General features: G+C 52.0%; 26 protein-coding genes. 10 read left to right on the top strand and 16 right to left on the bottom strand.

Features of this window, described 5'->3' with window-relative positions:
- Window position 1: 1 nt before the first annotated feature.
- The 5 genes from CAG64_RS01675 to argR form a co-directional block, all read right to left on the bottom strand.
- Window positions 2-397 (bottom strand): DUF2061 domain-containing protein, encoded by a 396-nt coding sequence (locus tag CAG64_RS01675; protein WP_161488662.1) that lies wholly within the window; start codon window positions 395-397, stop codon window positions 2-4.
- Window positions 398-546: 149 nt separating this feature from the next.
- Window positions 547-984, bottom strand: a complete 438-nt coding sequence (locus CAG64_RS01670; RefSeq protein ID WP_161488661.1) for a universal stress protein — start codon at window positions 982-984, stop codon at window positions 547-549.
- Window positions 985-1059: 75 nt separating this feature from the next.
- Window positions 1060-3639: a TRAP transporter permease gene (locus CAG64_RS01665; RefSeq protein WP_161488660.1), complete on the bottom strand. Its 2580-nt coding sequence runs from the start codon at window positions 3637-3639 to the stop codon at window positions 1060-1062.
- A 190-nt stretch (window positions 3640-3829) separates the two neighbouring features.
- Window positions 3830-4798, bottom strand: coding sequence for a TAXI family TRAP transporter solute-binding subunit (locus tag CAG64_RS01660; RefSeq protein WP_161488659.1), 969 nt, complete (start codon window positions 4796-4798; stop codon window positions 3830-3832).
- A 332-nt stretch (window positions 4799-5130) separates the two neighbouring features.
- The gene (gene argR, locus CAG64_RS01655) at window positions 5131-5601 is read right to left on the bottom strand and encodes a transcriptional regulator ArgR (protein WP_021706857.1); all 471 of its coding nucleotides are present in this window, start codon (window positions 5599-5601) and stop codon (window positions 5131-5133) included.
- A 329-nt stretch (window positions 5602-5930) separates the two neighbouring features.
- Here argR and mdh point away from each other — a divergent pair, with 329 nt between their 5' ends.
- Both mdh and CAG64_RS01645 read left to right on the top strand, forming a co-directional pair.
- The gene (mdh, locus tag CAG64_RS01650; RefSeq protein WP_021706856.1) at window positions 5931-6866 is read left to right on the top strand and encodes a malate dehydrogenase; all 936 of its coding nucleotides are present in this window, start codon (window positions 5931-5933) and stop codon (window positions 6864-6866) included.
- A 115-nt stretch (window positions 6867-6981) separates the two neighbouring features.
- Window positions 6982-7173 (top strand): hypothetical protein, encoded by a 192-nt coding sequence (locus CAG64_RS01645; RefSeq protein WP_040903103.1) that lies wholly within the window; start codon window positions 6982-6984, stop codon window positions 7171-7173.
- Window positions 7174-7233: 60 nt separating this feature from the next.
- Here CAG64_RS01645 and ispB read toward each other — a convergent pair whose 3' ends face one another.
- Window positions 7234-8205, bottom strand: coding sequence for an octaprenyl diphosphate synthase (ispB, locus tag CAG64_RS01640; protein WP_021706854.1), 972 nt, complete (start codon window positions 8203-8205; stop codon window positions 7234-7236).
- A gap of 256 nt (window positions 8206-8461) precedes the next feature.
- Between ispB and rplU the strand changes: the two genes are divergently transcribed.
- The 6 genes from rplU (at window position 8462) to folA (ending at window position 12242) form a co-directional block, all read left to right on the top strand.
- Window positions 8462-8773, top strand: a complete 312-nt coding sequence (gene rplU / locus CAG64_RS01635) for a 50S ribosomal protein L21 (RefSeq protein ID WP_021706853.1) — start codon at window positions 8462-8464, stop codon at window positions 8771-8773.
- 20 nt (window positions 8774-8793) lie between these two features.
- On the top strand, window positions 8794-9051 hold the full coding sequence (gene rpmA / locus CAG64_RS01630; RefSeq protein WP_021706852.1) for a 50S ribosomal protein L27: 258 nt from the start codon (window positions 8794-8796) through the stop codon (window positions 9049-9051).
- Between the two features lie 169 nt (window positions 9052-9220).
- Complete coding sequence (gene cgtA / locus CAG64_RS01625; protein ID WP_021706851.1) at window positions 9221-10393, top strand: Obg family GTPase CgtA; 1173 nt, start codon at window positions 9221-9223, stop codon at window positions 10391-10393.
- Window positions 10394-10510: 117 nt separating this feature from the next.
- Complete coding sequence (locus CAG64_RS01620) at window positions 10511-11272, top strand: threonine/serine exporter family protein (protein ID WP_161454828.1); 762 nt, start codon at window positions 10511-10513, stop codon at window positions 11270-11272.
- Between the two features lies 1 nt (window position 11273).
- On the top strand, window positions 11274-11747 hold the full coding sequence (locus CAG64_RS01615; protein ID WP_021706849.1) for a threonine/serine exporter family protein: 474 nt from the start codon (window positions 11274-11276) through the stop codon (window positions 11745-11747).
- A gap of 12 nt (window positions 11748-11759) precedes the next feature.
- Window positions 11760-12242 (top strand): type 3 dihydrofolate reductase, encoded by a 483-nt coding sequence (gene folA / locus CAG64_RS01610; RefSeq protein ID WP_021706848.1) that lies wholly within the window; start codon window positions 11760-11762, stop codon window positions 12240-12242.
- Window positions 12243-12274: 32 nt separating this feature from the next.
- On the opposite strand, the gene apaH is transcribed toward folA, so the two are convergent.
- The 6 genes from apaH to lptD all read right to left on the bottom strand — a co-directional run bounded on the left by apaH (window position 12275) and on the right by lptD (window position 19061).
- The gene (gene apaH, locus CAG64_RS01605; RefSeq protein WP_021706847.1) at window positions 12275-13087 is read right to left on the bottom strand and encodes a bis(5'-nucleosyl)-tetraphosphatase (symmetrical) ApaH; all 813 of its coding nucleotides are present in this window, start codon (window positions 13085-13087) and stop codon (window positions 12275-12277) included.
- A gap of 15 nt (window positions 13088-13102) precedes the next feature.
- Window positions 13103-13483: a Co2+/Mg2+ efflux protein ApaG gene (gene apaG / locus CAG64_RS01600; RefSeq protein WP_021706846.1), complete on the bottom strand. Its 381-nt coding sequence runs from the start codon at window positions 13481-13483 to the stop codon at window positions 13103-13105.
- 64 nt (window positions 13484-13547) lie between these two features.
- On the bottom strand, window positions 13548-14354 hold the full coding sequence (gene rsmA, locus CAG64_RS01595) for a 16S rRNA (adenine(1518)-N(6)/adenine(1519)-N(6))-dimethyltransferase RsmA (RefSeq protein ID WP_021706845.1): 807 nt from the start codon (window positions 14352-14354) through the stop codon (window positions 13548-13550).
- Window positions 14355-14369: 15 nt separating this feature from the next.
- Window positions 14370-15365 carry a 4-hydroxythreonine-4-phosphate dehydrogenase PdxA gene (gene pdxA / locus CAG64_RS01590; RefSeq protein WP_161454830.1) on the bottom strand — a complete coding sequence of 332 codons (996 nt, stop codon included), beginning with the start codon at window positions 15363-15365 and terminating at the stop codon, window positions 14370-14372.
- Window positions 15352-16650 carry a peptidylprolyl isomerase SurA gene (gene surA / locus CAG64_RS01585; protein ID WP_161454831.1) on the bottom strand — a complete coding sequence of 433 codons (1299 nt, stop codon included), beginning with the start codon at window positions 16648-16650 and terminating at the stop codon, window positions 15352-15354. The genes pdxA and surA overlap by 14 nt, the downstream gene beginning before the upstream one ends.
- A 50-nt stretch (window positions 16651-16700) precedes the next feature.
- Window positions 16701-19061 (bottom strand): LPS assembly protein LptD, encoded by a 2361-nt coding sequence (gene lptD / locus CAG64_RS01580; RefSeq protein ID WP_161454832.1) that lies wholly within the window; start codon window positions 19059-19061, stop codon window positions 16701-16703.
- A 149-nt stretch (window positions 19062-19210) separates the two neighbouring features.
- Here lptD and djlA point away from each other — a divergent pair, with 149 nt between their 5' ends.
- On the top strand, window positions 19211-20059 hold the full coding sequence (gene djlA, locus CAG64_RS01575) for a co-chaperone DjlA (protein WP_161457887.1): 849 nt from the start codon (window positions 19211-19213) through the stop codon (window positions 20057-20059).
- 142 nt (window positions 20060-20201) lie between these two features.
- Window positions 20202-21239, top strand: coding sequence for a DUF4382 domain-containing protein (locus tag CAG64_RS01570; protein ID WP_161488620.1), 1038 nt, complete (start codon window positions 20202-20204; stop codon window positions 21237-21239).
- A gap of 62 nt (window positions 21240-21301) precedes the next feature.
- Here CAG64_RS01570 and CAG64_RS01565 read toward each other — a convergent pair whose 3' ends face one another.
- The 4 genes from CAG64_RS01565 to argF form a co-directional block, all read right to left on the bottom strand.
- A complete protein-coding gene (locus tag CAG64_RS01565; RefSeq protein ID WP_021706839.1) occupies window positions 21302-21691 on the bottom strand; it encodes a RidA family protein in 390 nt (129 codons plus the stop codon).
- Between the two features lie 100 nt (window positions 21692-21791).
- Entirely contained in the window at window positions 21792-22253 is a 462-nt protein-coding gene (gene pyrI / locus CAG64_RS01560; RefSeq protein ID WP_021706838.1) for an aspartate carbamoyltransferase regulatory subunit, read from the bottom strand.
- A 16-nt stretch (window positions 22254-22269) separates the two neighbouring features.
- Window positions 22270-23199 carry an aspartate carbamoyltransferase gene (gene pyrB / locus CAG64_RS01555; protein ID WP_021706837.1) on the bottom strand — a complete coding sequence of 310 codons (930 nt, stop codon included), beginning with the start codon at window positions 23197-23199 and terminating at the stop codon, window positions 22270-22272.
- Between the two features lie 233 nt (window positions 23200-23432).
- The coding region (gene argF / locus CAG64_RS01550) for an ornithine carbamoyltransferase (protein WP_161489261.1) at window positions 23433-24409 on the bottom strand (977 nt) is incomplete at its 5' end.

Below are 24409 nucleotides of genomic sequence, written 5' to 3'. Positions count from 1 at the left end.
ATCAGTGCGTGCAAACCAGACTGAATGACTGTTTTGATGACTGCTTACGTTGCCAGAAGGTCTCATGGAAATAGTACGCACAGGTATTAATGGTTGGTTCAATCGCCGCCATGATGCCACCGACAAATGCGTCACCAGTCAACACGTATACCACGCTAAACGCCACACTGAAGTGCACCACGGCGAAGCTGGTGGTTTTGCTCCGTGCAGATCGGGCGAGTGTTTTTAGTGAGGAAAATGTGTTCCACGCTTTTTCGTGAAAGTAGAACGCCACCGTGTTGACCATAGGTTCAATCATCGCGATCAGGCTGCCTACAATGATATCTCCGGTCAGCACGTACGCCACGGTGAATGCGATAGTAAAATGAATCGTTGCAAAACTGAGCGTTTTTTTCATAGTGAATGCCTGATGAGTGGTTGTCTCGATATGACTATTATTGATAATCATTCTCATAAAATAAAATGGAACATTTCAATAATATCAATAGGCAAAAACTATTAATGTAGCGCTGAATAAAAAAGGCGCCTACTGGCGCCAGATTGGTTTCAGCCCTGTGGTTTCACCACGAGCACATTGATAGGTGAGCTCTGAACCACTTTGCTGGCCACAGAGCCAAGCATGACTTTGTCCATTTTGGAACGCTTGTGACTTGGCATCACGATAAGATCCGCACCGAGTTTGTCCGCGTAGTCGAGGATGGTTCGGTAGGCTTTTCCTTCAGCCACATGGATCTGGTACACCACCTCATCATCTATCTGCTTTTCCGCAAACTGTTTTAGTTGGGCTTTCACATCGGCTTTCATTTTCTTGGCAGCGTCTTTGGGGAAGTAAGTTGCGACCATCGACATGTGAATCCCCGGTAATACCGTCAAAAGATGCACTTCGGCGTTGGAATGTTTGGCGTGCCAAACCGCCAGTTGAACGGCTTTATCGGCAAAGCCTTTTTCATTGAGGTCAACGGGAACCAGGATTTGTTTAAACATAGGTCATTCTCTTGTCGGGTGGCTTGTGCCACTTGATCCTTTGTGTCAGGCTCCGGCTTGCGGAGCCTGATTTTGTTATGCGCTGACCGGTATACGACGTGCGCGACGTTTCTGATTCAGACCCAGAGCGATCAAGATCAACAAGGCCGGAATGAACACCCACTCTTTCATCGGACGATCTGCTTCTTGAACGATCGACTCGATCTCCCAATCAAAGTCAATACCGGCCGCTTCTGCTGGACTACCGAATTCCACCATATCGACCAGCATTTTGCCGTCGCTTTGAGTCAGAGTCAGTCCCATCGAGCTGAGACGCGCTTTGGCGCTGGTGGCCTGTTCGTCAAACGGCAGGCTGACGATTTTCTCAATGTGTTCACCTTCGAGATTGTCGCCACTGACTTTCAGTTCCAGCGATTGTCCTACATGCAGTTGTTCGACAACTTGCGCTATCTCAACGCCTGGGGTAATAACCTTCGCTGGGTACACCATGTCCCACCAGAAGCCCGGACGGAAGAAGGAAAAAGTCAGAACCAGAAGCAGCAGAGTCTCCCACCAGCGGTTCTTGGTGAACCACCACCCCTGAGTGGCTGCGGAGAAGATCAACATGGCGATGATCGAGGAGACCACCGTGAGCATCAGATGCCACCAACTGTCGATGCCGATCAGCAACAACTGGGTATTGAAGATGAACATGAACGGCAAAATGGCGGTTCGGATATCGTATGTGAAACCCTGAATACCGGTTCGGATCGGATCCGATTTGGCGATCGCGGCAGCGGCGAAGGCCGCCAGACCTACCGGAGGCGTATCGTCGGCCAAAATACCGAAGTAGAACACAAACAGATGCACCGCGATCAACGGAATGATCATGCCGTGCTGGGCGCCCAATGTGACGATCACCGGAGCCATTAGTGTTGACACCACGATGTAGTTAGCGGTGGTTGGCAGGCCCATGCCCAGAATCAAACTGATCACCGCGGTAAACAGCAGCATCAAGATCACACTACCGCCAGAAATGAACTCAACGAAATCGGTCATCACCAGACCAATACCGGTTAAGGTTACAACACCGACGACGGTACCAGCGGCGGCGGTCGCCACCCCGATGCCGATCATATTGCGCGCACCGGACACCAGACTCTCTGCCAGATCAACAAACCCGGCTTTGGTCTGTTCCCCCATGTCGTTGCTCTGGTTAAAGATCGCCATCAACGGACGCTGGGTGATCAGAATAAAGATCATAAACACGGTTGCCCAGAACGCGGACAGACCCGGTGAGAAACGCTCGACGGTCAGACACCACACCAGAACCACGATAGGGAGCAGGTAATGCAGGCCTGACTTGATCGTCGGGCCGGAATCAGGCACTTCTTGAATATCGGCGTCGATTTCAATATCGCCCTCGTGGGCAAAGCGCGATGAGATACGTACCAGCAACACGTACGCGATAAGCAGCACTGTGGTGACAATCGGAGTGGCGGCGGCGCCAAAGACGTCCTTGGTCCAGCCCACGCCATAGTAAACCAGTGCGCTGAGCACGCACAGCCCCAAAATGGTACCGGTAAATGACAGCATGCTTTGCAGCAGCGTCGGATTATGACGACGTGGCAGGCCGGTCATGCCCGCTTTGCATGCTTCCAGATGAACGATGTAGATCAGGGCGATGTAGGAGATCAGCGCGGGCAGCAGCGCAGCTTTGATCACTTCAACGTAAGAAATACCCACGTATTCCACCATTAAGAAGGCTGCAGCGCCCATGATCGGTGGTGTGAGCTGTCCATTGGTGGACGCGGCAACTTCCACAGCACCAGCTTTGGTGCCCGGAAAACCGACCCGTTTCATCAGCGGAATGGTGAAAGTCCCGGTGGTCACGACGTTCGCAATCGAGGAGCCAGACACTAGGCCAGACAGACCGGAGGCCACCACGGCGGCTTTGGCCGGGCCACCACGCATGTGACCTAACAAGGAAAACGCTACTTTGATGAAGTAGGCGCCAGCACCTGCGCGCTCAAGCATGGCCCCAAACAAAACAAACAGGAACACGAACGAGGTAGAGACGCCCAGGGCAACCCCAAACACCCCTTCGGTCGTCAGCCACAAGTGTGACATGGCTTTGTTCAGGCTGGCCCCTTTGTGGGCGATCACATCGGGCATATACGGGCCGCCGAAGGTGTACAGCAGGAAGACGGCGGCGACGATCATCAACGGTGGACCGAGCGCACGTCGGGTGGCCTCAAGCAGCAGCAACATACCAATCACTGAAACGACAATGTCCAGTGTGGTAGGGGCCCCAGAGCGCCCAGCCAGCTCCGCATAGAACAGGTAAATATAGGCCGCCGAGAAGCTGCCAGCCAGCGCCAGCACCCAGTCGATCAGAGGGATATGATCACGGGAAGAGTGCTTCAACGCCGGATAGGCGGTGAACGCTAGAAAGATGGCGAAGGTCAAATGAATAGAGCGAGCCTGGGTGTCATTGAGGACACCAAAGTCAAAAATGAACGGTAGAGGTGAAGCGTACCAAAGCTGGAAGAGTGACCAGCACAGCGGTACAAACCACAAGATGCGGCCCGGAATGCCACTTGGATTACGGGCGCCGGTATCGGACTGAGCCACCATGTCTTGCACATCTTGCGACGAATGATTTGTCTGCGTCATGTACTTTATCCTTATTATAAACGGTCCTGCCTGTCAGTGTTTGGACCACGACTTTGCCACTACTCAGTGTAGTGGATTGAGAGCAAGTTGTTTTCTCAGGTTGTACGAAAGGTGGTTTTCCAAAAGGAAGAAAACCAAAGGTATGAGGATGGTAGGGAGGCCTGGCGACCTCCCCGTCTGCAGGGCTGAATTACTTCAGCAAACCCACTTCTTTGTAGTATTTTTCCGCACCCGGATGCAGAGGGATAGACAGCCCGGCTTTCACCATGTCTTCTTTTTTCAGGTTGGCGAATGCCGGGTGAAGACGTTTGAAGGTATCAAAGTTTTCGAATACCGCTTTCGCCACATTGTAAGCCACGTCGTCGGACACGTCAGTGGATGTCACCATAGTGGCGGCAACACCAAAGCTCTTCACGTCTTTATCTGTGCCACGATACATGCCGGCAGGAACCGTGCTGTAAGCGTAGTATGGGTTGTCTGCGACGATCTTGTCGATCTGTGGGCCTGTCGCAGGTACCAGTTTCGCGTCACAAGATGTGGTGGCCTCTTTAATCGAACCGTTCGGGTGACCAACCATATAGATAAATGCGTCGATTTTGTTGTCGCACAGGGCTTGCGAGCGCTCAGAACCTTTCAGCTCTGACGCTAGTTTGAAACTGTCGTTGGTCCAGCCCATGGCTTCCATCACCACACCCATTGTCGCGCGGTCACCTGAGCCTGGGTTACCGATGTTGACACGTTTGCCAGCCAGATCGGTCACATTCTCGATGCCTGAGTCTGCACGAGCGATGATGTTAAAAGGTTCGGTGTGCAGAGAGAACATCGCGCGAAGTTTTTTGTATGGGCCTTGCTCGGCAAACTTACTGGTGCCGTTGTAGCCGTGGTATTGCCAATCTGACTGAACGATACCGAAATCCAGCTCGCCGGCGCGAATGGTATTGACGTTGTAGATCGAACCGCCGGTTGACTCTACCGAACAACGGATGTTGTGATCCTTACGGCCTTTGTTCACCAGCTTACAGATCGCCCCACCAGTCGGGTAGTAAACGCCGGTGACGGAACCTGTACCAATCGTGATGAATTCCTGAGCGTTAACCGCGCCTGCACCCATTACTGCGGCTGCAATCGCACCGACCTTAATCAAATTTTTAAATGCCATGAATTTCCCTTCCTTTATTTATTATTAACCCACCGCAAGTGTAGTCGCTGGGGGAGTTTCCCATACTGGAAACGGCATCTTTTTCAAATCCGCGAGTTGAAAAAGTGCCTGAATAATAGCAAAAAATTGGCAGATAATTACAAGGATGTTAAGAAATATAGAGAATTGGGCTAAAATGTAAGCAGATTTGCATGGCGAAAATATGGTCTAATTCTCTTATTAATCATCAGTTTATGATTAACTAACCAGCAAGCCTTTGATTTTTAAAGATGTGATATAAGTCACGCGTTAAAAAATTGGCGTGACTTATATGAAAGAGCGGAAAGTGGAATTTATCCAGTGTATTCAAACAGTTCACATACGGACTGAAACAGTTGCTCTGTGGTGACGTTCAGGGTCGGGGTAATGAAAATAGTGTCATCACCCGCGACGACACCCAGAATGCCTTCCGACTTGCCGAGTGAATCCAGCAGACGGGCAATCAACTGCGCCGCACCCGGACCAGTGTGAATGACCACCAGGGCTTGGTTATGGTCGACATCCAGTACCAGTTCACGCAGCGAGCTGGAGACCGTCGGAACGCCTAATTCGGCTGGCAGACAGTAAACCATCTCCATTTTGGCATTGCGCGTACGTACTGCACCAAATTTGGTCAGCATACGTGAGACTTTGGACTGGTTGATGTTCTCAAAGCCTTCGTGCTTGAGCGCTTCAACAATGTCGCCCTGAGAGCCAAAGCGCTCTTCTTTCAACAGCGCTTTAAACGCGCGGACCAAATTATCTTGTTTCTCTGAATTACGCATAGTTCTTCTTCTGCTTCGGAAAATCAGTTGGTGCATATTTTCGCATAGTCATGCACTCGGCGCCAAACCCAGGTGCAAAACTGTCTAACACATCACTGTAAACTTTCACCACTTTACTGAGAATTATCGATGTAACTCTTTGTCATTAAGGTAATTAATATGATAATCACCGCTGTCGGTGTAGCACGAAAAAGTGGAGTTGCGCAAAGTCGCAAAGCTGACGTTAATTGATTGTAATCAACTTGTGATTGCTATAGGTTGAGTGCAGCTGTTTATATAGAATGCCCTACAAGAATGTAATAAGAGATCTACTCTCAAGGAGAACTACAATGAAAGTAGCTGTTATTGGTGCCGCTGGTGGCATCGGTCAAGCCCTAGCCCTTCTTCTTAAAAACCGCCTTCCTGCGGGTTCTGATTTAGCCCTGTACGACATTGCTCCGGTTACGCCAGGTGTGGCGGCCGATCTGAGTCATATCCCAACGCCTGTATCGATCAAAGGTTACGCAGGTGAAGATCCAACGCCAGCACTGGAAGGTGCAGACGTGGTCCTGATCTCTGCAGGTGTTGCGCGTAAACCGGGTATGGATCGTGCGGATCTGTTTAATGTGAATGCCGGTATCGTAAAATCACTGGCGGAAAAGATCGCGGTAGTATGCCCAACGGCGTGTATCGGTATCATCACGAACCCAGTCAACACCACAGTGCCAATCGCAGCTGAAGTGCTGAAAAAAGCAGGTGTATACGACAAGCGTAAACTGTTTGGTGTGACAACGCTGGACGTGATCCGCTCGGAAACGTTCGTCGCTGAACTGAAAGACAAAGATCCAGGCGAGATCCGCGTGCCTGTGATCGGCGGCCACTCGGGCGTGACAATTCTGCCTTTGTTGTCTCAGGTCGAAGGCGTTGAATTTACCGCAGAAGAGATCGATGCTCTGACCAAACGTATCCAGAATGCGGGTACCGAAGTGGTGGAAGCGAAAGCGGGCGGCGGCTCGGCAACTCTGTCTATGGGTCAGGCGGCGTGTCGCTTTGGCCTGTCTCTGGTGAAAGCACTTCAGGGTGAACCTGGAGTGGTGGAATGTGCTTATGTTGAAGGTGACGGTCAACACGCGCCGTTCTTTGCACAGCCAGTGAAACTGGGTAAAGACGGGGTGGATGAAATCCTAAGTTATGGCGCCCTGAGCCAGTATGAGCAAGCTGCGCTGGAAGGTATGTTGACAACGCTGCAAGGCGACATCGAGACCGGTGTTGAGTTTGTTAAATAAGCCAGTCTAACCGTGTGTTGCAAGCCGATCCTGTGGATCGGCTTTTTTGATCCTGATGATCGTGTATGGCGTAAACTTAAAGGGAACCCCAAGTCATGCGTTGCGGGAGGGAGAGATGGACATAGCGCAAATTAGAAAAGGCATGGTGGTGGAGTGTTCACAAGGTGTGGGGACCGTACTGGTGGTCGACCGTGAAACTCAATCGGTGTTGCTGGAAAAACAGGACACTCATGAGCAGCTGGCCGTGGATGCCGGAGAGATCGAATTTAACCCACAACTGCACACTGGCTGCGAACGCTATTACTGAGCCACAGATACCATAAAGGGGAGCCTGGCTCCCCTTTACTCTGGATGTCGTACCGCTGAGTTACTTGCTGCGGTTGACCGACAAATGAGCCAGAGCGATCAACGCTTGTTTGTATTCTGAGTCGGGCAGTACCGCCAGTTCGGCAATCGCTTTATCCGCTTCTTGCAGCGCTTTTTGCGTGGTGTACTCCAGAGAACCGGCCTGGTCCATAACCGCCAGAATGTCGTTCAGTCGTTCCATTCCGTTAGCTTTCTCTATCGCTTCCCGAATCATGGTGGCTTGCTCGGCGTTACCATGACGCATGGCGTGCAGCAGTGGCAGTGTCGGTTTTCCTTCTGCGAGGTCATCGCCGACGTTTTTGCCCATTTCTTCGCCGTCAGAGCTGTAATCCATCACGTCATCAATCAACTGGAATGCAGTGCCCAGGTACTTGCCATAGTTCTGCAGAGCCAGTTCGATCTCTTGCGATGAATCGGTCAGAATGGCACCAATTTGGGTGGCGGCTTCGAACAGACGAGCGGTTTTTGAGTAGATGACCTGCATGTAACTCTCTTCGGTGGTGTCCGGATCGTTGCAGTTCATCAGTTGCTGCACTTCACCTTCGGCGATCACGTTCACCGCATCACTCATCAGTTTGAGGATCTTCATGGATCCCAGTTCCGTCATCATCTGGAACGAACGGGTGTAGATAAAATCCCCGACCAGCACGCTGGCTGCATTGCCAAACGCCGCATTGGCGGTCGCTTTGCCCCGGCGCATATCGGACTCGTCCACCACGTCATCGTGCAAGAGTGTCGCCGTGTGGATGAATTCAATGAAGGCCGCTGCCATGGTATGGCCGTTGCCCTGATAACCCAGTGCGCGAGCGGACAAGACCGCCAAAAGGGGACGCAGACGCTTACCTCCCCCACTAACGATATAAAAACCGAGCTGATTGATTAGAGAAACGTCAGAGTTAAGTTGGGCTTGAATTGTTTCATTCACTTTTGCCATGTCGTCGGCAGTAAGCGCTTGGATAGCTTTAAAATCCATTGTAAATCCGGCTGAGGTTAGAACCCATAAGGTCTTTTATCTACTTTAATTCTTGAATAATACACTAAAAAACGTTGATAAATACATTGCTTAAAGGCATGATTGCGGCACTTTTCTTTGGCGATTAGCTTTTCGCCAATTTTTTCAAAATATGGCTTGTCATAGGGGCATCCTTTCTGTAGAATCTGCGCCCTATTGATGATTAGTTTAGCGCACACCCTCATGAAAAGGCTGTGCGGAAAAAGCGGAGTAAAATATGTACGCTGTTTTCCAATCTGGTGGTAAACAACACCGTGTAAGCGAAGGTCAAACTCTTCGTTTAGAGAAATTAGACGTTGAAACTGGCGCAACTGTAGAATTTGATAAAGTTCTGCTGGTTGCTAACGGTGAAAACATTCAAGTTGGTGCACCTCTTGTAGAGGGTGGCAAAGTTGTTGCTGAAGTAGTACAGCACGGTCGTGGCGATAAAGTTAAAATCGTTAAGTTCCGTCGTCGTAAGCACTCTCGTAAGCAACAGGGTCACCGTCAGTGGTTCACTGAAGTGAAGATCACTGGTATCAACGCTTAATCTAATAGGAGAGTTTAACAATGGCACACAAAAAAGCTGGTGGTTCTACTCGTAACGGCCGCGATTCAGAAAGCAAACGTCTTGGTGTTAAGCGTTTCGGTGGTGAATCGGTACTAGCAGGTAACATCATTGTTCGTCAACGTGGTACTAAATTCCACGCTGGTAACAACGTTGGCCTAGGTAAAGACCACACTCTGTTCGCTCTGACTGACGGCAAAGTTAAGTTTGAGACGAAAGGTCCTAAAAACCGTAAATTCGTAAGCATTGAAGCTGAATAATTTAGGTTTCTAGCTGAATTCAAAAGCCCTGCCGATTCGGCGGGGTTTTTTATTTATACAGAGAGCAAAGACCTTAGACCCTAGACCCTAGCAAGCGGGGAGACTGGGATCTACAGTCTAAGGTTTACTAGACTTATATTGACTTCCCACGCAAACGAGTGGAGGAAAAATGAAGTTCGTTGATGAAGCGGTAATTAAAGTTCAGGCAGGCGATGGCGGCAACGGTGTCGTCAGCTTCTGGCGTGAAAAATTCGTTGCGAAAGGTGGCCCGGATGGTGGCGACGGTGGCGACGGTGGTGATGTTTACATCGAAGCCGATGAGAACCTTAATACCTTGATTGATTACCGCTTCCAGCGCTTCTATGAAGCGGAACGCGGTGAAAATGGCCGCGGTGGTAACTGTACCGGTAAGCGCGGTAAAGACAAAGTCATGCGTGTTCCGGTGGGGACGCGAGCGGTCGACATTCATACCAATGAAATTGTCGGTGAAGTGGCTGAGCACGGCAAAAAGGTCATGGTGGCGAAAGGTGGCTGGCACGGACTGGGTAACACCCGTTTTAAGTCCTCGGTCAACCGTGCGCCGCGCCAAAAGACAATGGGTACCAAAGGTGAAGTGCGTGAACTGCGGCTGGAACTGTTGCTGCTGGCGGATGTCGGTATGCTTGGTTTGCCAAACGCGGGTAAGTCAACCTTCATCCGTGCGGTATCGGCGGCCAAACCTAAAGTGGCGGACTATCCGTTTACCACGTTGATCCCGAGCTTGGGTGTGGTGAGTGTGGTTCCTGAAAAGAGCTTTGTGGTGGCGGACATTCCGGGTCTGATTGAGGGCGCTGCGGACGGCGCGGGCCTGGGCATTCGCTTCCTGAAGCACTTGGAACGTTGTCGTGTTTTGCTGCATATGATCGATATCATGCCGATCGATCAATCCGATCCGGTTGAAAATGCGCTGACGATCATCGATGAGCTGGAACAGTACAGTGAGAAACTGGCGGATAAACCACGTTGGCTGGTTTTCAACAAGGTTGATCTGATGCCGGAAGAGGAAGCGGACGAAGTGATCCAACGGATCCTCGACGCTCTGGGCTGGGAAGAGCAATACTTCAAGATCTCTGCGGTGAATAAACAGGGCACCAAAGAGCTGTGCTACAAACTGGCGGACTTCATGGAAACGCTGCCGCGCGATGTGGAAGAGCGCAGCGATGAAGAAAAAGTCGAGTTTATGTGGGATGACTACCACAAAGACGCGATGGCCGGTGACAATGTGGTCACCGAAGATGACTGGGATGATGAAGATTGGGACGACGAAGAAGATGACGGGCACGTTATCTACGTTCGCGACTGATTGAAATCCGTTAAAAAGCCGCAATGTCTATTGCGGCTTTTTTGTGTCTAAATCATGATTCTGACTGATGTTTTCAGGCACAATAACACGATACCTAAATGGAGTTAGAGACACACTATGGCATCGGAACAGCGGGCGGTGTCCCGTTTAATTGCCCAGGCCGGGCAAATGTTACTGGCCCATGGCGCAGAGAGTACGTTGGTGGGTGATATTATGCGTCGTATCGGACTTGCGAGTGGCATGAATGAGGTGGAAGTCTCGTTGTCCGCCAGCTCGCTGGTGATCACCACGGTGTACGACGGGCATTGTATTACCACTGCCCGGCGTTGCCCGGATCGTGGCATCAACATGCGTGTGGTCACACAGGTACAACGGATTTGTATCATGCTCGAGCGTGGCATCATTGATCCGCCGATGGCGCAGCACAAATTGGAGAAGATCAGCCCGGCGCGTTACAACCGCTGGTTGGTGCTGGTGATGATTGGCTTGTCCTGTGCTTCGTTCAGTCGACTGGCAGGCGGTGACTGGAGTGTGTTTGCGATGACCTTTCTCGCTTCATCGGTTGGTATGGTGGTGCGTCAGGAGATCGGTCACCGCCATTTCAATCCACTGCTCAACTTCACCGCGACAGCCTTTGTCACCACCGTGATTTCCGCTCAGGCGGTGACACTGCAAATTGGTAATCGCCCTGAACTGGCGATGGCGTCGTCCGTACTGATGCTGGTACCGGGATTTCCGTTGATCAATGCCGTTGCTGACATGCTGAAAGGCTACATCAATATGGGGATTGCACGATTTACCATGGCCAGCTTGCTGACGTTGGCGACGAGCTTGGGCATTGTGGCTGCGATGACACTGATCGGCGTATGGGGGTGGTGAGATGCTGAGTTGGACGCTGTTGCTGGGATTACTCAATGACATGTTTTTTGCCGCCATTCCGGCGGTGGGATTTGCTCTGGTGTTTAATGTGCCAGTGCCGGCACTGAAGTACTGTGCATTGGGCGGCGCGCTGGGGCACGGTGCGCGTTATCTGATGATGCAGTTTGGCATTCCGATTGAGTGGGCGACGTTTTTTGCCGCAACGTTGGTGGGAATGATCGGCGTGCACTGGTCGCACAAATTCCTCGCCCACCCGAAAGTGTTTACTGTGGCGGCATTGATCCCTATGGTGCCTGGGGTGTTTGCGTTTAAAGCCATGATTGCTATGGTCGAAATCAATCATCTGGGCTATCAGCCAGCCTTAATTGCGACGCTGATGGAAAACTTTCTCAAGGCGATGTTCATTATTGCCGGTCTGGCGGTTGGTCTGGCCGTTCCCGGGCTGTTATTCTACCGTCGTCGACCGATTGTTTAGATAGGAAAAGTTATGATCATCAGTATGATTGCCGCGATGGCAGAGCAGCGTATCATTGGCAAAGACAATCAAATGCCATGGCATTTACCTGCGGATTTCGCCTGGTTTAAGCGCTGTACGTTAGGCAAGCCGGTGGTGATGGGGCGCAAAACGTATGATTCAATTGGCCGTCCTCTGCCGGGACGGATGAACATCGTTATCAGTCGTGATGCATCGCTTATCATTGACGGCGTGACCACCGTGACCTCAATTGAATCGGCGCTGGAAGCCGCTGGCGATGCGGAAGAGGTGATGATTATCGGCGGCGGTAGCATCTATCGGACTTGCCTGCCGCAAGCTGACAAATTATATCTGACGTTCATTGACACCCAAGTGGATGGTGACACCCGGTTTCCTGATTGGGGAGAAGCGTTTGAAGAGATCCACAGTGAAGAGTATGCCCGGGATGAGAAAAACGCTTACGACATGCGTTTTACCATCTGGCAACGCCGTTGATGCCATCGCCCACCCCTCCGGTGGGCGTAATCTCAGGCGGTCGTCAGAGCAGGTTGATGGAACCAGCGCTGATCTTCCCAACGGAGCATCGTGAGGCTGCCGCCCCAGACACAGCCGGTATCGAGTCCGATCACACTTTCTCCCTGATAACCTTCCAACGCCGCCCAATGACCAAACAAAACCGGTTTTGCCAACTGAATGCGTTGCGGTAAACGGAACCAGGGCATCAGTTCCTGGGGACTGACCTCGTTAGGGGGCAGCTTACATGCCATGTCGAGTCGTCCGTCCGGCAAGCAAAAGCGCATCCGGGTATACGCATTGATGATGTAACGATAACGCTCCAGCCCTGATAAGGTCGGCTGCCAGAAATCCGGCGTGTTGCTGTACATATGCTCAATTAGCCAAGGCCAGTGTTCACTGCGTAGCACGTGCTCTACTTCTCGGGCGCACTGACGCGCGGTATCCAGATCCCATTGCGGGGAGATCCCAGCATGGGCCATCACAAACTGATCGTGTTCCGCCAACAGGGGCTGTTGACGCAACCAGGCCAGCAACTCGTCGCGATCCGGTGCGTCGAAAATCGGCTGGGTTTGATCTTTCTTTTTGACTTTGTGGATCCCAAGCGATACGGCCAGAAGATGCAGATCATGATTCCCCAGTACCACGGTCGCGTTGTCGCCCAGATCGCGTACAAAACGCAGTGTCTCAAGGGATTTGGGGCCTCTGGCCACTAAGTCACCCGCCAGCCATAAGTGATCGTTGTCCGCGCAAAAGCCGGCCTGAGTCAGCAGTGCCTGCAACTCATCAAAGCAACCTTGAATATCACCAACAATATATGTCGACACAGCAACTCCGTTCGGTTAGTTCAGCACATTCGGTACCGCCAGGCGGAACGGATCGATTTCAGCGCTGAATTCCACGCCTTTACTGTCGTGCATGATGTACTGGCCTTGCATGACGCCGACCGGGGTTTCCAGTGCCGTTCCACTGCTGTAGGTGTATTCGTCGTTGCCGTCGATAAACGGCTGCTTGCCGACAACGCCTTCACCTTCTACCGACATTTGTTTGCCGTTAGCATCGGTGATTAACCAGCGTCTGCTGATCAGCTGCACGGTTTCTGTACTGAGGTTTTTAATCGTGATCATGTAGGCAAACACATAGCGCTGCAGTTCCGGATTGGATTGCTCGGCGATGTATTTGGTGTGAACCTGAACTTTGATGCAAGGTGAGGATACGTCCATGGCAACTCCTTACTTGTCTTAACAGACAAAAGCCGATAGCAGTGCTATCGGCTTGATGATGCAATTATTGGTGGTGAGCGTCCAGCCAGTTGGCCATCGCGACAAACTGCTCCAGAGTCAGATTCTCCGGACGAACGCCTGAGTTGATACCCAGTTGTTCAAACTCGTTGTCACCCAGCAGGCCCTTGTAGCAGTTTCGCACGGTTTTACGGCGTTGATTGAAGCCTTCGCGACAGACGCGATCCAGCCATTTGAGACTGGTGGCCGGGTGCGGTAGATCTTCATAAGGCACCAGACGCACAACCGCTGAATCTACTTTTGGTGGCGGGACAAACGCCGTTGGTGGCACTTCCAGTACAGGCATGACTTTACAGTAGTACTGCGCCATGACGGTCAGGCGACCATACGCTTTGCTGCCTGGGCCGGCGGCCAAGCGGTTGACCACCTCTTTTTGCAGCATAAAGTGCATGTCCTGAATGTCTTTATGGAACTCAAACAGGTGGAACATCAGCGGCGTAGAGATGTTGTAAGGCAGGTTACCGAAAATACGTAACTTGTTGTTTGGCTTGACCAGTTGTGTGAAGTCAAAGCGCATGGCATCGCCTTCGTGAATGGTCAGTTTGTCTGCCAGTTCCGGGTGGTTACGTAAACGCTCCGCCAGATCGCGATCGAGTTCAATCACGGTCATCTTATCGATTTCGCGGCCAACCGGTTCGGTAATAGCGCCCAGGCCCGGACCGATCTCAACCAGATTCTGGCCTGGTTTCGGGTTGATGGCTGAGACAATGCCATCAATGATATACGGATCGTTCAGAAAGTTTTGACCAAAACGTTTACGCGCTTTGTGCCCTAAATGGACATCATTTCTCATAGTCATCTCAAAAAATTAATTCGGTTGCTTTTCTACTAATTCAATAGCGTGTGTCAGTGCTGTTCTAAAGCTCCCTGTGTCCGCTCGTCCTGTCCCTGCCAGATCGAGAGCGGTACCGTGATCGACCGAAGTTCTTATAAAGGGTAGACCAAGGGTGATATTTACTGAACGGCCGAAGCCTTTAAACTTCAGAACCGGCAACACCTGGTCGTGGTACATGCCCAGTACGGCATCGGCCTCGTCGAGGTATTTCTGGTTGAAGATCGTATCCGCCGGCAACGGGCCGACCAGATTCATGCCATGTTCGTTGCGCAGCCGCTCCAGTGTCGGAGAGATGGTTTCGATCTCTTCCATCCCCAGACAGCCGTCTTCGCCAGCATGCGGGTTCAGTCCGCAGACATATATCTTGGGTTGCTCAATGGCAAATTTCTCAACCAGATCCTGATGCAGGATATGAATGATTTTTTCCAGACGTTCGCTGGTGACGGCTTTAGACACATAGGCCAATGGAATGTGAGTGGTCACCAGCGCCACACGCAGCCCTTCGGTTGCCAGCATCATTACCACCAGCGGTGTTGCTGACTTTTCCGCGAAGAATTCTGTGTGTCCGCTGAACGCAACGCCTGCCCGGTTGATCACCCCCTTGTGCACAGGGCCGGTGACAATAGCATCAAATTCACCGCTCATACAGCCCAAAGCGGCTCTTTCCAGTGTTTTTAATACGTAGTGACCGTTGGCTTCATCCAGTTGTCCAGCGCTGCAAGGCGCTGCCAGAGGAATATGGTCCACCACCAATGAGCCTGCGGTTTGCGCCACAGGAGCTTTGGCAGCATCGTAGTCGAGCAGCTTGACCTCAACGCCAAGTTGCTTGGCGCGCTCGGCCAACAGCGACTTGTCGGCACTGACGACAATCTGGTGTTCCCAGCTTTCTGTTGAGAGAGCCAGCACCAGATCCGGTCCAATCCCCGCCGGCTCACCGGCGGTCACCACGATTCGTTTAGTTGTTGCCATCGTTTTCGTCATTCAGTTGTTCAACAAAGGCACTGGCCCGCATTTCTTGCAGCCATGCACTGGCTTCTTCATTGAATTTACGATTAAACAAAATTCGGTAAGCCTTGTTTTTCAGCGCAGCATCGGTGCGGTCAACCTGACGACGCGCCATTACTTCAACAATGTGCCAGCCGTGTACGGTTTTGAATGGCTCACTGATTTGCCCAATTGGCAGAGTTTCGACCTGATGCTTGAATTCTGGTACGTACAGATCCGGGGTTTGATAGCCCAGGCTGCCGCCTTGAGCGGCCGAGCCCGGATCCTGACTGTACTGTTTCGCCAGTTCTGCAAAGCTGGCTTTGCCTTCTCGAATTTGACGGATAAAGTCATTCAGCTCTTTTTGTGCCCCCTCATCGCTGAGGATGACGGTCGGCTTGATCAGAATGTGGCGCGCGTTGACTTCCGTTACTGCCACTGTCTCCAGACCTTTCACGTCGTCGATTTTCAGAATGTGGAAACCGACACCGCTGCGAAACGGTCCGATAATCGTGCCTTTGCTCTGAAAGCTGATTTGATCGGCAAAAATGGTTGGCATCTCTTCTTTGCGCATCCAGCCCCAGTCACCGCCTTGCAGTGCTTTTGGTCCTTTCGAGTAAGTGTATGCCATGGTTGCGAAGTCTGCGCCGGATTTGAGTTTCGCGACCAGATCGTTGGCTTGTTTCTCAACGTCGGCTTTATCGACGCCTTCGTCGACGCGCAACTGGATATGGGAGATTTTATACTGCACCGTGGCATTGGTTTCCTGAGCCAGCAGGTTTGCCAGGTTGTCTACTTCGGCCGGTAAAATATTGATGCGGCGACGAACCAGCGCATTGCGCGCTTCACTGGCGGCGATCTCTTTACGGATCTGCTCACGGTAATCCGCCCAGGTCAGCCCTTCAGCTGCCACAGCCGCCTGCAGTTGCTCCAGCGACTGGTCGTTTTTCTGCGCAATGTCACCAATGGCTTGGTTGAGACGGTTGTCGTCAACACGCACACCGATACGCTCTGCTTCTTGTTGCTGAATGGTATCCATGATCAGCTTCTCGGTCACCTGTTCTTTCAGGACCGAATCTGGTGGCAGGGTTTGCGCGTTTTTCTTGGCATTGGCGCGAATGGTTTTCATCGCTGAGTCGATGTCACTTTGCAGTACCACACCGTCGTTGACGATGACCGCGATCTGATCCAGCTCACGCGGTGCAGCGTGGGCCAGGGTCACTGTGCAGGTTGCCAGCAGAGTGATGAGGGTAGCTTTCCAGGATTTCATTTATCGTCCTATCTATAAAACCGGTCTGCCCGTGAGGCAGACCGAGATCATTAGTTATTTAAGAAGAATGGGCGGCCGTAGCCCAGAGCATTGCCAGCACCGCTGACACCAGTTGCACTGGAGTCTGACCCGACTGAGGTACCGAAACCGATGATACCGAAGTTAACACTGAAGTTGTTCTCATATTCAGGATCTGCGTCTGGGTAAGCACCGAACGATGGGTCCCATTTACGCAGCTGGTTACTGTAGGTAAAGCCGATGTACCAGCAGTCTGAACGGTAGTTCAGGTTAGCCAACCATTCGATGTCTTGATCTATGGTCAGGTCGTAGAAGTACTGAGCTCTGGCCGACCAGTTGCGGTTCAGCTTGTAACTGCCCAGCAGGCCGAGTTGGGAGATGCCGTCTTTGGTGATGTTGTTGGTGTTAAAAGTGACGGTCTCATCAATGTAGTCTTTATCGACGTAACGGTAGTTGGTCTGTACGTAGCCCGCATTGAAACGGTATTCCAGCGTGCTGTTGGCGGACTGAACCGAGCTGGAGTCGATGTCATACTGAATCCCACCATGGTAGAACAGCGCATCGGCATAGTTGAAGTCCATCTCTACTGCCCAGGCGGAGTAGTTGGTGTCTTCATCGTTGTTGCTGTCTTCGTAAGGGGATGAATCTTTCGTGCCTTTGTCCAGGAAGAAAATCTGACCAAACGAGATATTCAGACGCTCTTTGTAGCCATCATCGAAGAAACGCGTGGTGGCCCCGTAACTGACCTGGTTGGCCGGTGCGATGTAGTCGACACTGCTGTACTTACGGCTGCGGAACAGACCATAGTAGTCAGTTTGCAGCAGCGTGGTGTCGTACCAGCCGATGTTGTCCTGTTTTTCGTTCGGTACGTACAGATACTGAACCTGAGGTTCCAGCGTCTGAGTGTAGCCATCAATAAAGGTGGTGCCGCGCTCAAGGACCACACCGGCATGGGTGCGGAACTGCGGGATCACCCGGGTGAGGTTCTCGTCCAGATTCTCGTACGCCTCATTGGTGCGATCCACTCCTTCCAGATCCTGATGGTAGTATGTGGTCAACAAGCGCGCTTCTGTGGTCCAGGTACCCCAGGTGTTGCCCACCGGCACGGTCAGGCCCGGCTCAATATGGACGCGGGTGGCCGACGGCTTGCCTCTGGCGTCGGTATCAAAACGTGAAATGCTGCTCAGCATGTCAAAGTCCAGATAACGCATCAGCTCAGGCGAGTAGTAGTTAAACGCCAGCTGTGGCATCAGACGATACGGCTGGTTGGTGTTGGTCGGGTCGTCGGTCAACAACTGGAAGTCCCGCACCAGTACTGACGCGTCCCAGTTGTTGGAGCGGTATGTCGCTTCGCCTTCCTGGATCAGCTGGCCATCTTCACGGTTACCTATGCTGGAGTCGACGTCGGAGAAGTAATCAATGTCACTGACTTTAGAATAATCAATGTTGAATTTCCACGCTTGACGGAAAATACCGCTGTGACGGTACTGGATACCCCAGCGATCGCCTTTCTCCTGATATTTCTGATCATCCGGCAGATACTCAAATTCGATGCCGCCTTTACCCAGCACGTTGAGGTAGCGGAATTCACCGTTCAACTGCGTACCGCGCTCCGACATGTATTTGAACGTGGTGGTTAAGTCGTACTGTGGATGGATGTTCCAGTAAATTGGCACCTCCATCTCATAACCGTCGCTCGAGCCGTACGAGACGGTCGGGTATAGGAAGCCAGTTTTACGCGTGTCACCGATCGGCACGGTCAACCAGGGCAGATAAAACACCGGCACGTTCTGGATTTCAAAACGTGGGTTGTAGAACGTGGCCTGTTCTTCATTCTGATCAACGTCGATGCTGGTGGCGACCATGCGCCACGCGTTGTCACCGTCTGGGCAGGAGGTAATCGAGCCGTCTTCAATCTCGTACACGGCTTTGCCAGTTTTGGAGATGTAGACCGCATGACCGCGGCCCGGCTCACACAGGAATTTGTACTTGGTGTTCTCTAAGGTCACCTGATCCGTGTTGAGATCGTTGGTGGCGCGATCGGAGAGACCTTTTAGTTGGCCATCGCTGAAGTTAACGTTACCTTCAGCGACCACGATGTTCTCTTTTTGGTGCAGGGTGACGTTATCTGCAATAATGCGTTTCTTACCCTGGGTGACAACCACGTTACCGCTGTAGGTCGCTTTTTCGCCGTTTACTGCTTCCAGCGCATCCGCTTCAACGTTAATTGGTTGTTCGTTCGGGTTTTCGGGGTCTGGCTGATTGATCAAGCATTGATCTATAGCGGGCAGTTCCTGCACACTATCCTCTACCGTCGCTTCGGCTTGAGTCGGAGGCACAAAAAAAGCAGCACTGATTGAAGCGGCCAATAGGGTTAGGGGAAAACGTGGCATCGAGTTTTACTATCCTGTTGAACTTGATTTCTTCGGTGAATAGGTGACCGAATGTTAAATAAATCGGCCCTTATCATAAAGTAATTTGAAGCTTACGGCACTATCAGACCACTGAACCACAGAAAAATTCATAGATTGAGAGCACATAAATGCAGATTTTTGGCAAAATCCTGGGCGGTTTTTTTGGTTTTCTTTTCGGGGGACCGTTTGGCGCCATACTGGGGATCTTCATCGGCCACCAGTTTGATAAAGCCCGCCGCATGAGTCAGGCGGGATTCCGTACCGGCGCATTCGGTTCGGGGCCAAGCCAGACAGAAAAACAAGAAGAATTCTTTAAAGCAGCGTTTGCGGTGATGGGGCATGTGGCCAAAGCCAAAGGCCAGGTGACACCGCAGGAGATCGAACTGGCGACCATTATGATGGATCGCATGAATCTGCACGGTGAGCAGCGCCGTGCAGCGCAGGACGCTTTCCGTGATGGCAAGAGCCCGGATTTTCCGCTTGAAAGCACGCTGGAGCGGGTGCGCATTTCGACTGGGGGCCGTTTTGACCTATTGCAGTTCTTTCTCGAGCTGCAAATATCGGCGGCGTTTGCCGATGGCAGTCTGCATCCGAGTGAACGCAATGTCCTGCACAAAATCGCCCGTGGCCTGGGTTTTTCGTCCGAGCAACTCGAACAACGTCTGCGGATGCAGGAAGCGGCGTTTCGCTTTCAGCATGGGGGCGGGCAGCAAAGTGGCCAGCGTTCCCATCAGTCTGGTTGGCAACAAGCGTCTCAGGCCAATCACCTTGCCGATGCCTACGACGTGCTTGGTGTGAGTGAGAGTGACGATGCGAAAACGATCAAGCGTGCGTATCGCAAACTGATGAATGAACACCATCCTGATAAGTTGATGGCGAAAGGTCTGCCACCGGAAATGATGAATGTGGCCAAAGAAAAATCGCAGGAAATCCAGAACGCCTACGATTTGATCAAAAAAGTCAAAGGGTTCAAATAGCGCACGCGGAAGCAGGATCGCACTTTACCTGAGTATTGCCATTTACTAACCAAACGCTGACCCTTAAACGGGGCAGCGTGCCCAGATGTTTGATAATGTTTTATTTGTTAATAAGAAAAGTCACTTATTCAAGGTAATACATATGAAACATTGGAATATGGCGATGGTTGCCGGAGCTGTGGCTCTGGCTTTGACTGGTTGTGGTTCAGATTCAGGATCGGATTCGAACTCAACCACACCAGTGACGTTATCGGTATCGGATGCGCCGGTGGACGATGTCTCCGAAGTAGTCGTGACCTACAGCAAAGTCGCGTTTCTGCCACTGGGTGGCGGTGATCCGGTTGTGGTCGAGGTATACAAACGCGATGCTGAGGGAAATTTGATTGACGAGAACGGCGATCCACTGCCGGACGGTCAGGAACCGTTGCCGCTGAGTGTCAACCTGCTGGATTTCCAGGGCAGTGACGCGCAGGCTCTGGTGGAAGACCAGGTCTTAGACAACGGTGACTACAAACTGTGCGTGTTCGCCAACGACGGTGACCATCCTGAGTACCCTTCTTATGTCGTTGAAGCCGCTTCCGGTAACCAGTATCCACTGACGGTCAAAGGTGAGGGCAAGTGCCCTCAAGGGGTTGGTGAAGAACCTAACGCCGGCGTGTTGTACTTTAACGACACCTTTACGGTTAATAACCAGAACGACGATTTTGTCCTGGAGTTTGATCTACGGCGTGGCCTCAAAGAGGACACCACGTCACCAGACAACTACACCATTCAGCGTACGTCCGTGGCACTGGTTAATACCGTGACCACCGGAGAGATTGAAGGGGAGATTGCCACGGCCACTTATGGCGCATGCGAAACGGATTCGCCATCCGGTAATGGCTACGCGCATGCTGTTTACCTGTACTCGGGCGATGTCGCCCAAGCTGATATGGGCACTTTTGCCGGAACGGGCAGCGTTGCGCCACTGAGCGCCGCCAATGTCACAACTGACGATAACGGCATAAGCTACGAATACGAATTCGGCTATCTGGCGCCGGGCACTTATTCGATCGGCTACACCTGTACTGCGAACGATGACTCGGAAGAGGGCATTGTGGACGGTGAAACTTTCCGTATCCACGCGTCTCAGAGTAATATCGTGGTGACGGCAGGGCAAGATAGCGAAGCCAATCTGTAACGATGACCAGCACGAAAAAGGCGAGCATGAGCTCGCCTTTTGTGTCTTGCGCGCCGCTTAGGTTATTTACGCACTGCGATGGCTTCGATTTCGATACCTACGTCTTTTGGCAGGCGCGCCACTTCCACACACGAGCGTGCCGGGTAATTGGCAACCTGATGCTCATCAAAGAACTTGCCGTACACCTCGTTGACGGTGCCAAAGTCGTTCAGGTCTTTAACGAAAACCGTCATTTTCACGATGTCTGCGACGGTCAGGCCAGACGCTTCTACTACGGCTTTGACATTGTCCAGTGACTGACGTGCCTGCTGTGCGATGTCGGCAGACACTTCACCTGTCGCCGGGTTCACTGGGATCTGACCCGAAGTCAGTACCATATTACCCAGATCAACGCCTTGTACGTAAGGACCAATTGCCGCTGGCGCGGATTCCGTGTGAAGTACTTTCGTCATTATTATGTTCCATCTTAGTAAGGGGAAATCGGAAGCCCCAGTGTGCCGCGAAAGCCGCGGGGGGTAAAGAAAAATCCCCGCTCGAGGCGGGGAAGAGTGACTAGCGTTCGGTGACGATTTCGCGCGAGAAGACTTTCTCGCAGTACTTGCATTTAAGGCGGATATCATCCCGTTTTTCAATCACCTTAAAGCTGCTGTCGACTGGCTCATTGTGTGAAATGCAGTTGCTGTTTGGGCACTCGAACACGGCGTTGATTTGCGGTGGCAGTGTCAGAGCCAGTTTTTTCACTACCTGATAGTCTTCAATCTGGTTAACGGTTGCGTGCGGCGCATACAGAGCCAGTTTGTTGGCCTGCTCTTCACTGATGAATACGTTTTCAATCTTGAGTAAATCTTTGTGGCCCAGCGCAGAAGACGGCAGGTTGAGGCCTATGGTCACGCGTTGCTCCGCTTTGTCCATTGCAAACAGTTTCAGCACCTTGATGCCGATCTGAGCCGGGATATGGTCAATCACAGTGCCGTTTTTGATCGCTTCGACCTGAAGTTGCGTTTCTTTTCCCATTTGAATTGTCTCCCGATTACAGTGTTTCGTTTAGGACCAGTGCCAACAAAGCTTCACGCGCATAGACGCCGTTTTCTGCCTGCTCAAAGTAGTAGGCATGGGGGGTCTTATCCACGTCGGTGGTGATTTCATCGACACGCGGCAGTGGGTGCAGCACTTTCAGGTTATCCCGCGCCTCCTTGAGCATCGAGGCCGTCAGGATGTAGGCGGACTTAATGTGGGCGTATTCTGACTCGTCGAAGCGCTCTTTCTGTACCCGGGTCATATAGAGGATATCCAGTTGTGGAATCACGCTCTCCATGTCGGTATGCAGGCTGTATTCAATGCCCGCATCGTCCAGTTCTTCGCAGATGTAATCCGGCATCGCCAGCGCCTCTGGCGCGACGAAGTAAAAGCGGACCTGCTTGAATTTCGCCAGTGCCTGAGTCAGTGAGTGGACCGTACGGCCATACTTGAGGTCTCCGACAAACGCGACGTTCAGTTGGTCGAGACGTCCCTGGGTTTCCGCAATGGTAAACAGATCGAGCAGGGTTTGGGTGGGGTGCTGGTTGGCGCCGTCTCCGGCGTTGATGACCGGAACGCCTTTCGAAAATTCCGACGCCAGACGAGCCGCGCCTTCCTGAGGGTGGCGCATCACAAACGCATCGACGTAAGAAGCGATCACTTGCACGGAGTCCGCCAGGGTTTCCCCTTTTTTCGCCAGCGAGGTGTTACCGCCGTTGTCAAAGCCGATCACATCCCCCCCGATGCGTTGAATGGCCGTCTCGAACGACAGGCGGGTACGGGTGGAAGGTTCAAAGAAACAGCTGGCGATGACCTTATTTTTAATCAGCTCCGGATTTGGCTGCGCTTTCAGCTGACCAGCGGTGTCCACGATGAGTTCCAGCTCTTCGCGTGAGAGTTCCGGAATTGAGATGATGTGCTTGTGATAAAGCGTATTGGTCATGATCGTCTTCCCTAGCAGTATACTTCAGACAATAAAAAAGCCTCCCGAGATGGGAGGCTTTAGAAATCAGATGAGGAAGAAAAAGAATTCGCCGGTAAGCCAACCAGCTTACCTAGAGTATGTCGCATTGTCGCTACCAGACTCGGCTTCATTTCACTTCCCTCAGACAAATTGCCGAGCATTATACGCCGGAAATTTGTGAGCGCAAGCGATTACATCATGCTTTGCGCGTCTTACTGGCCAAGTGTGGCGACCATGACGGCTTTGATAGTATGCATGCGATTTTCGGCCTGATCAAACACGATGGAACACCCGGATTCAAACACGTCTTCCGTGACTTCGAGCCCTTGCATGCCATATTGTTCGGCCACTTGCTTGCCGATGGTGGTTTCATCATTGTGAAATGCAGGCAGGCAGTGCATGAATTTCACCTGTGGATTGGCGGTTTTTTCAATCACCGTCTGGTTGACCTGATAAGGCGTCAGAGTGGCGACGCGTTCACCCCATGCTTCGGCGGCTTCGCCCATGGAAACCCAAACGTCAGTGTAGAGGAAGTCACAGTCTTTGACGCCGTCGTCGACACTTTCCGTCAGCGTGATCTGGGCGCCTGTCTCGGCCGCAATTGCCTGACACTCCGCGACCAACTCCGCCTGCGGCCAGAACGCTTTCGGGGCGACTAAGCGAATGTCCATCCCCATTTTTGCGGCGCCGACCATCAGCGAGTTGCCCATGTTATTGCGCGCATCGCCCAGGTAAGCGAAACGGATCTGGTGTAACGGCTTGCCGCGGCCGTGTTCGAGCATGGTGAGGAAGTCGGCCAGGATCTGAGTGGGGTGATATTCATCGGTCAGACCGTTCCATACCGGTACACCGGCGTGGGTCCCCAGCTCTTCGACAATCGCCTGACCAAAGCCACGATATTCAATGCCGTCATACATACGTCCCAACACCCGGGCGGTGTCTTTCATCGACTCTTTGTGGCCGATCTGGGATCCGGACGGACCGATGTACGACACCTGGGCGCCCTGATCAAAGGCGGCCACTTCAAACGCGCAGCGGGTTCGGGTCGAGGCTTTTTCAAAAATCAGGGCGATGTTTTTGCCGCACAAGGTTTTCTGCTCGGTGCCGGCGTATTTGGCCTTTTTCAGCTCTGCTGACAGCTCGAGCAGGAAATGGATTTCTTTTGGGGTAAAGTCCAGTAACTTGAGGA

Origin of the sequence: Vibrio sp. V38_P2S17PM301 (assembly GCF_009904845.1) — a bacterium.
Taxonomy (GTDB): domain Bacteria; phylum Pseudomonadota; class Gammaproteobacteria; order Enterobacterales; family Vibrionaceae; genus Vibrio; species Vibrio proteolyticus.
Note: the sequence above shows the minus strand (reverse complement) of the source record. Positions and strands in the feature narration are given on the sequence as shown.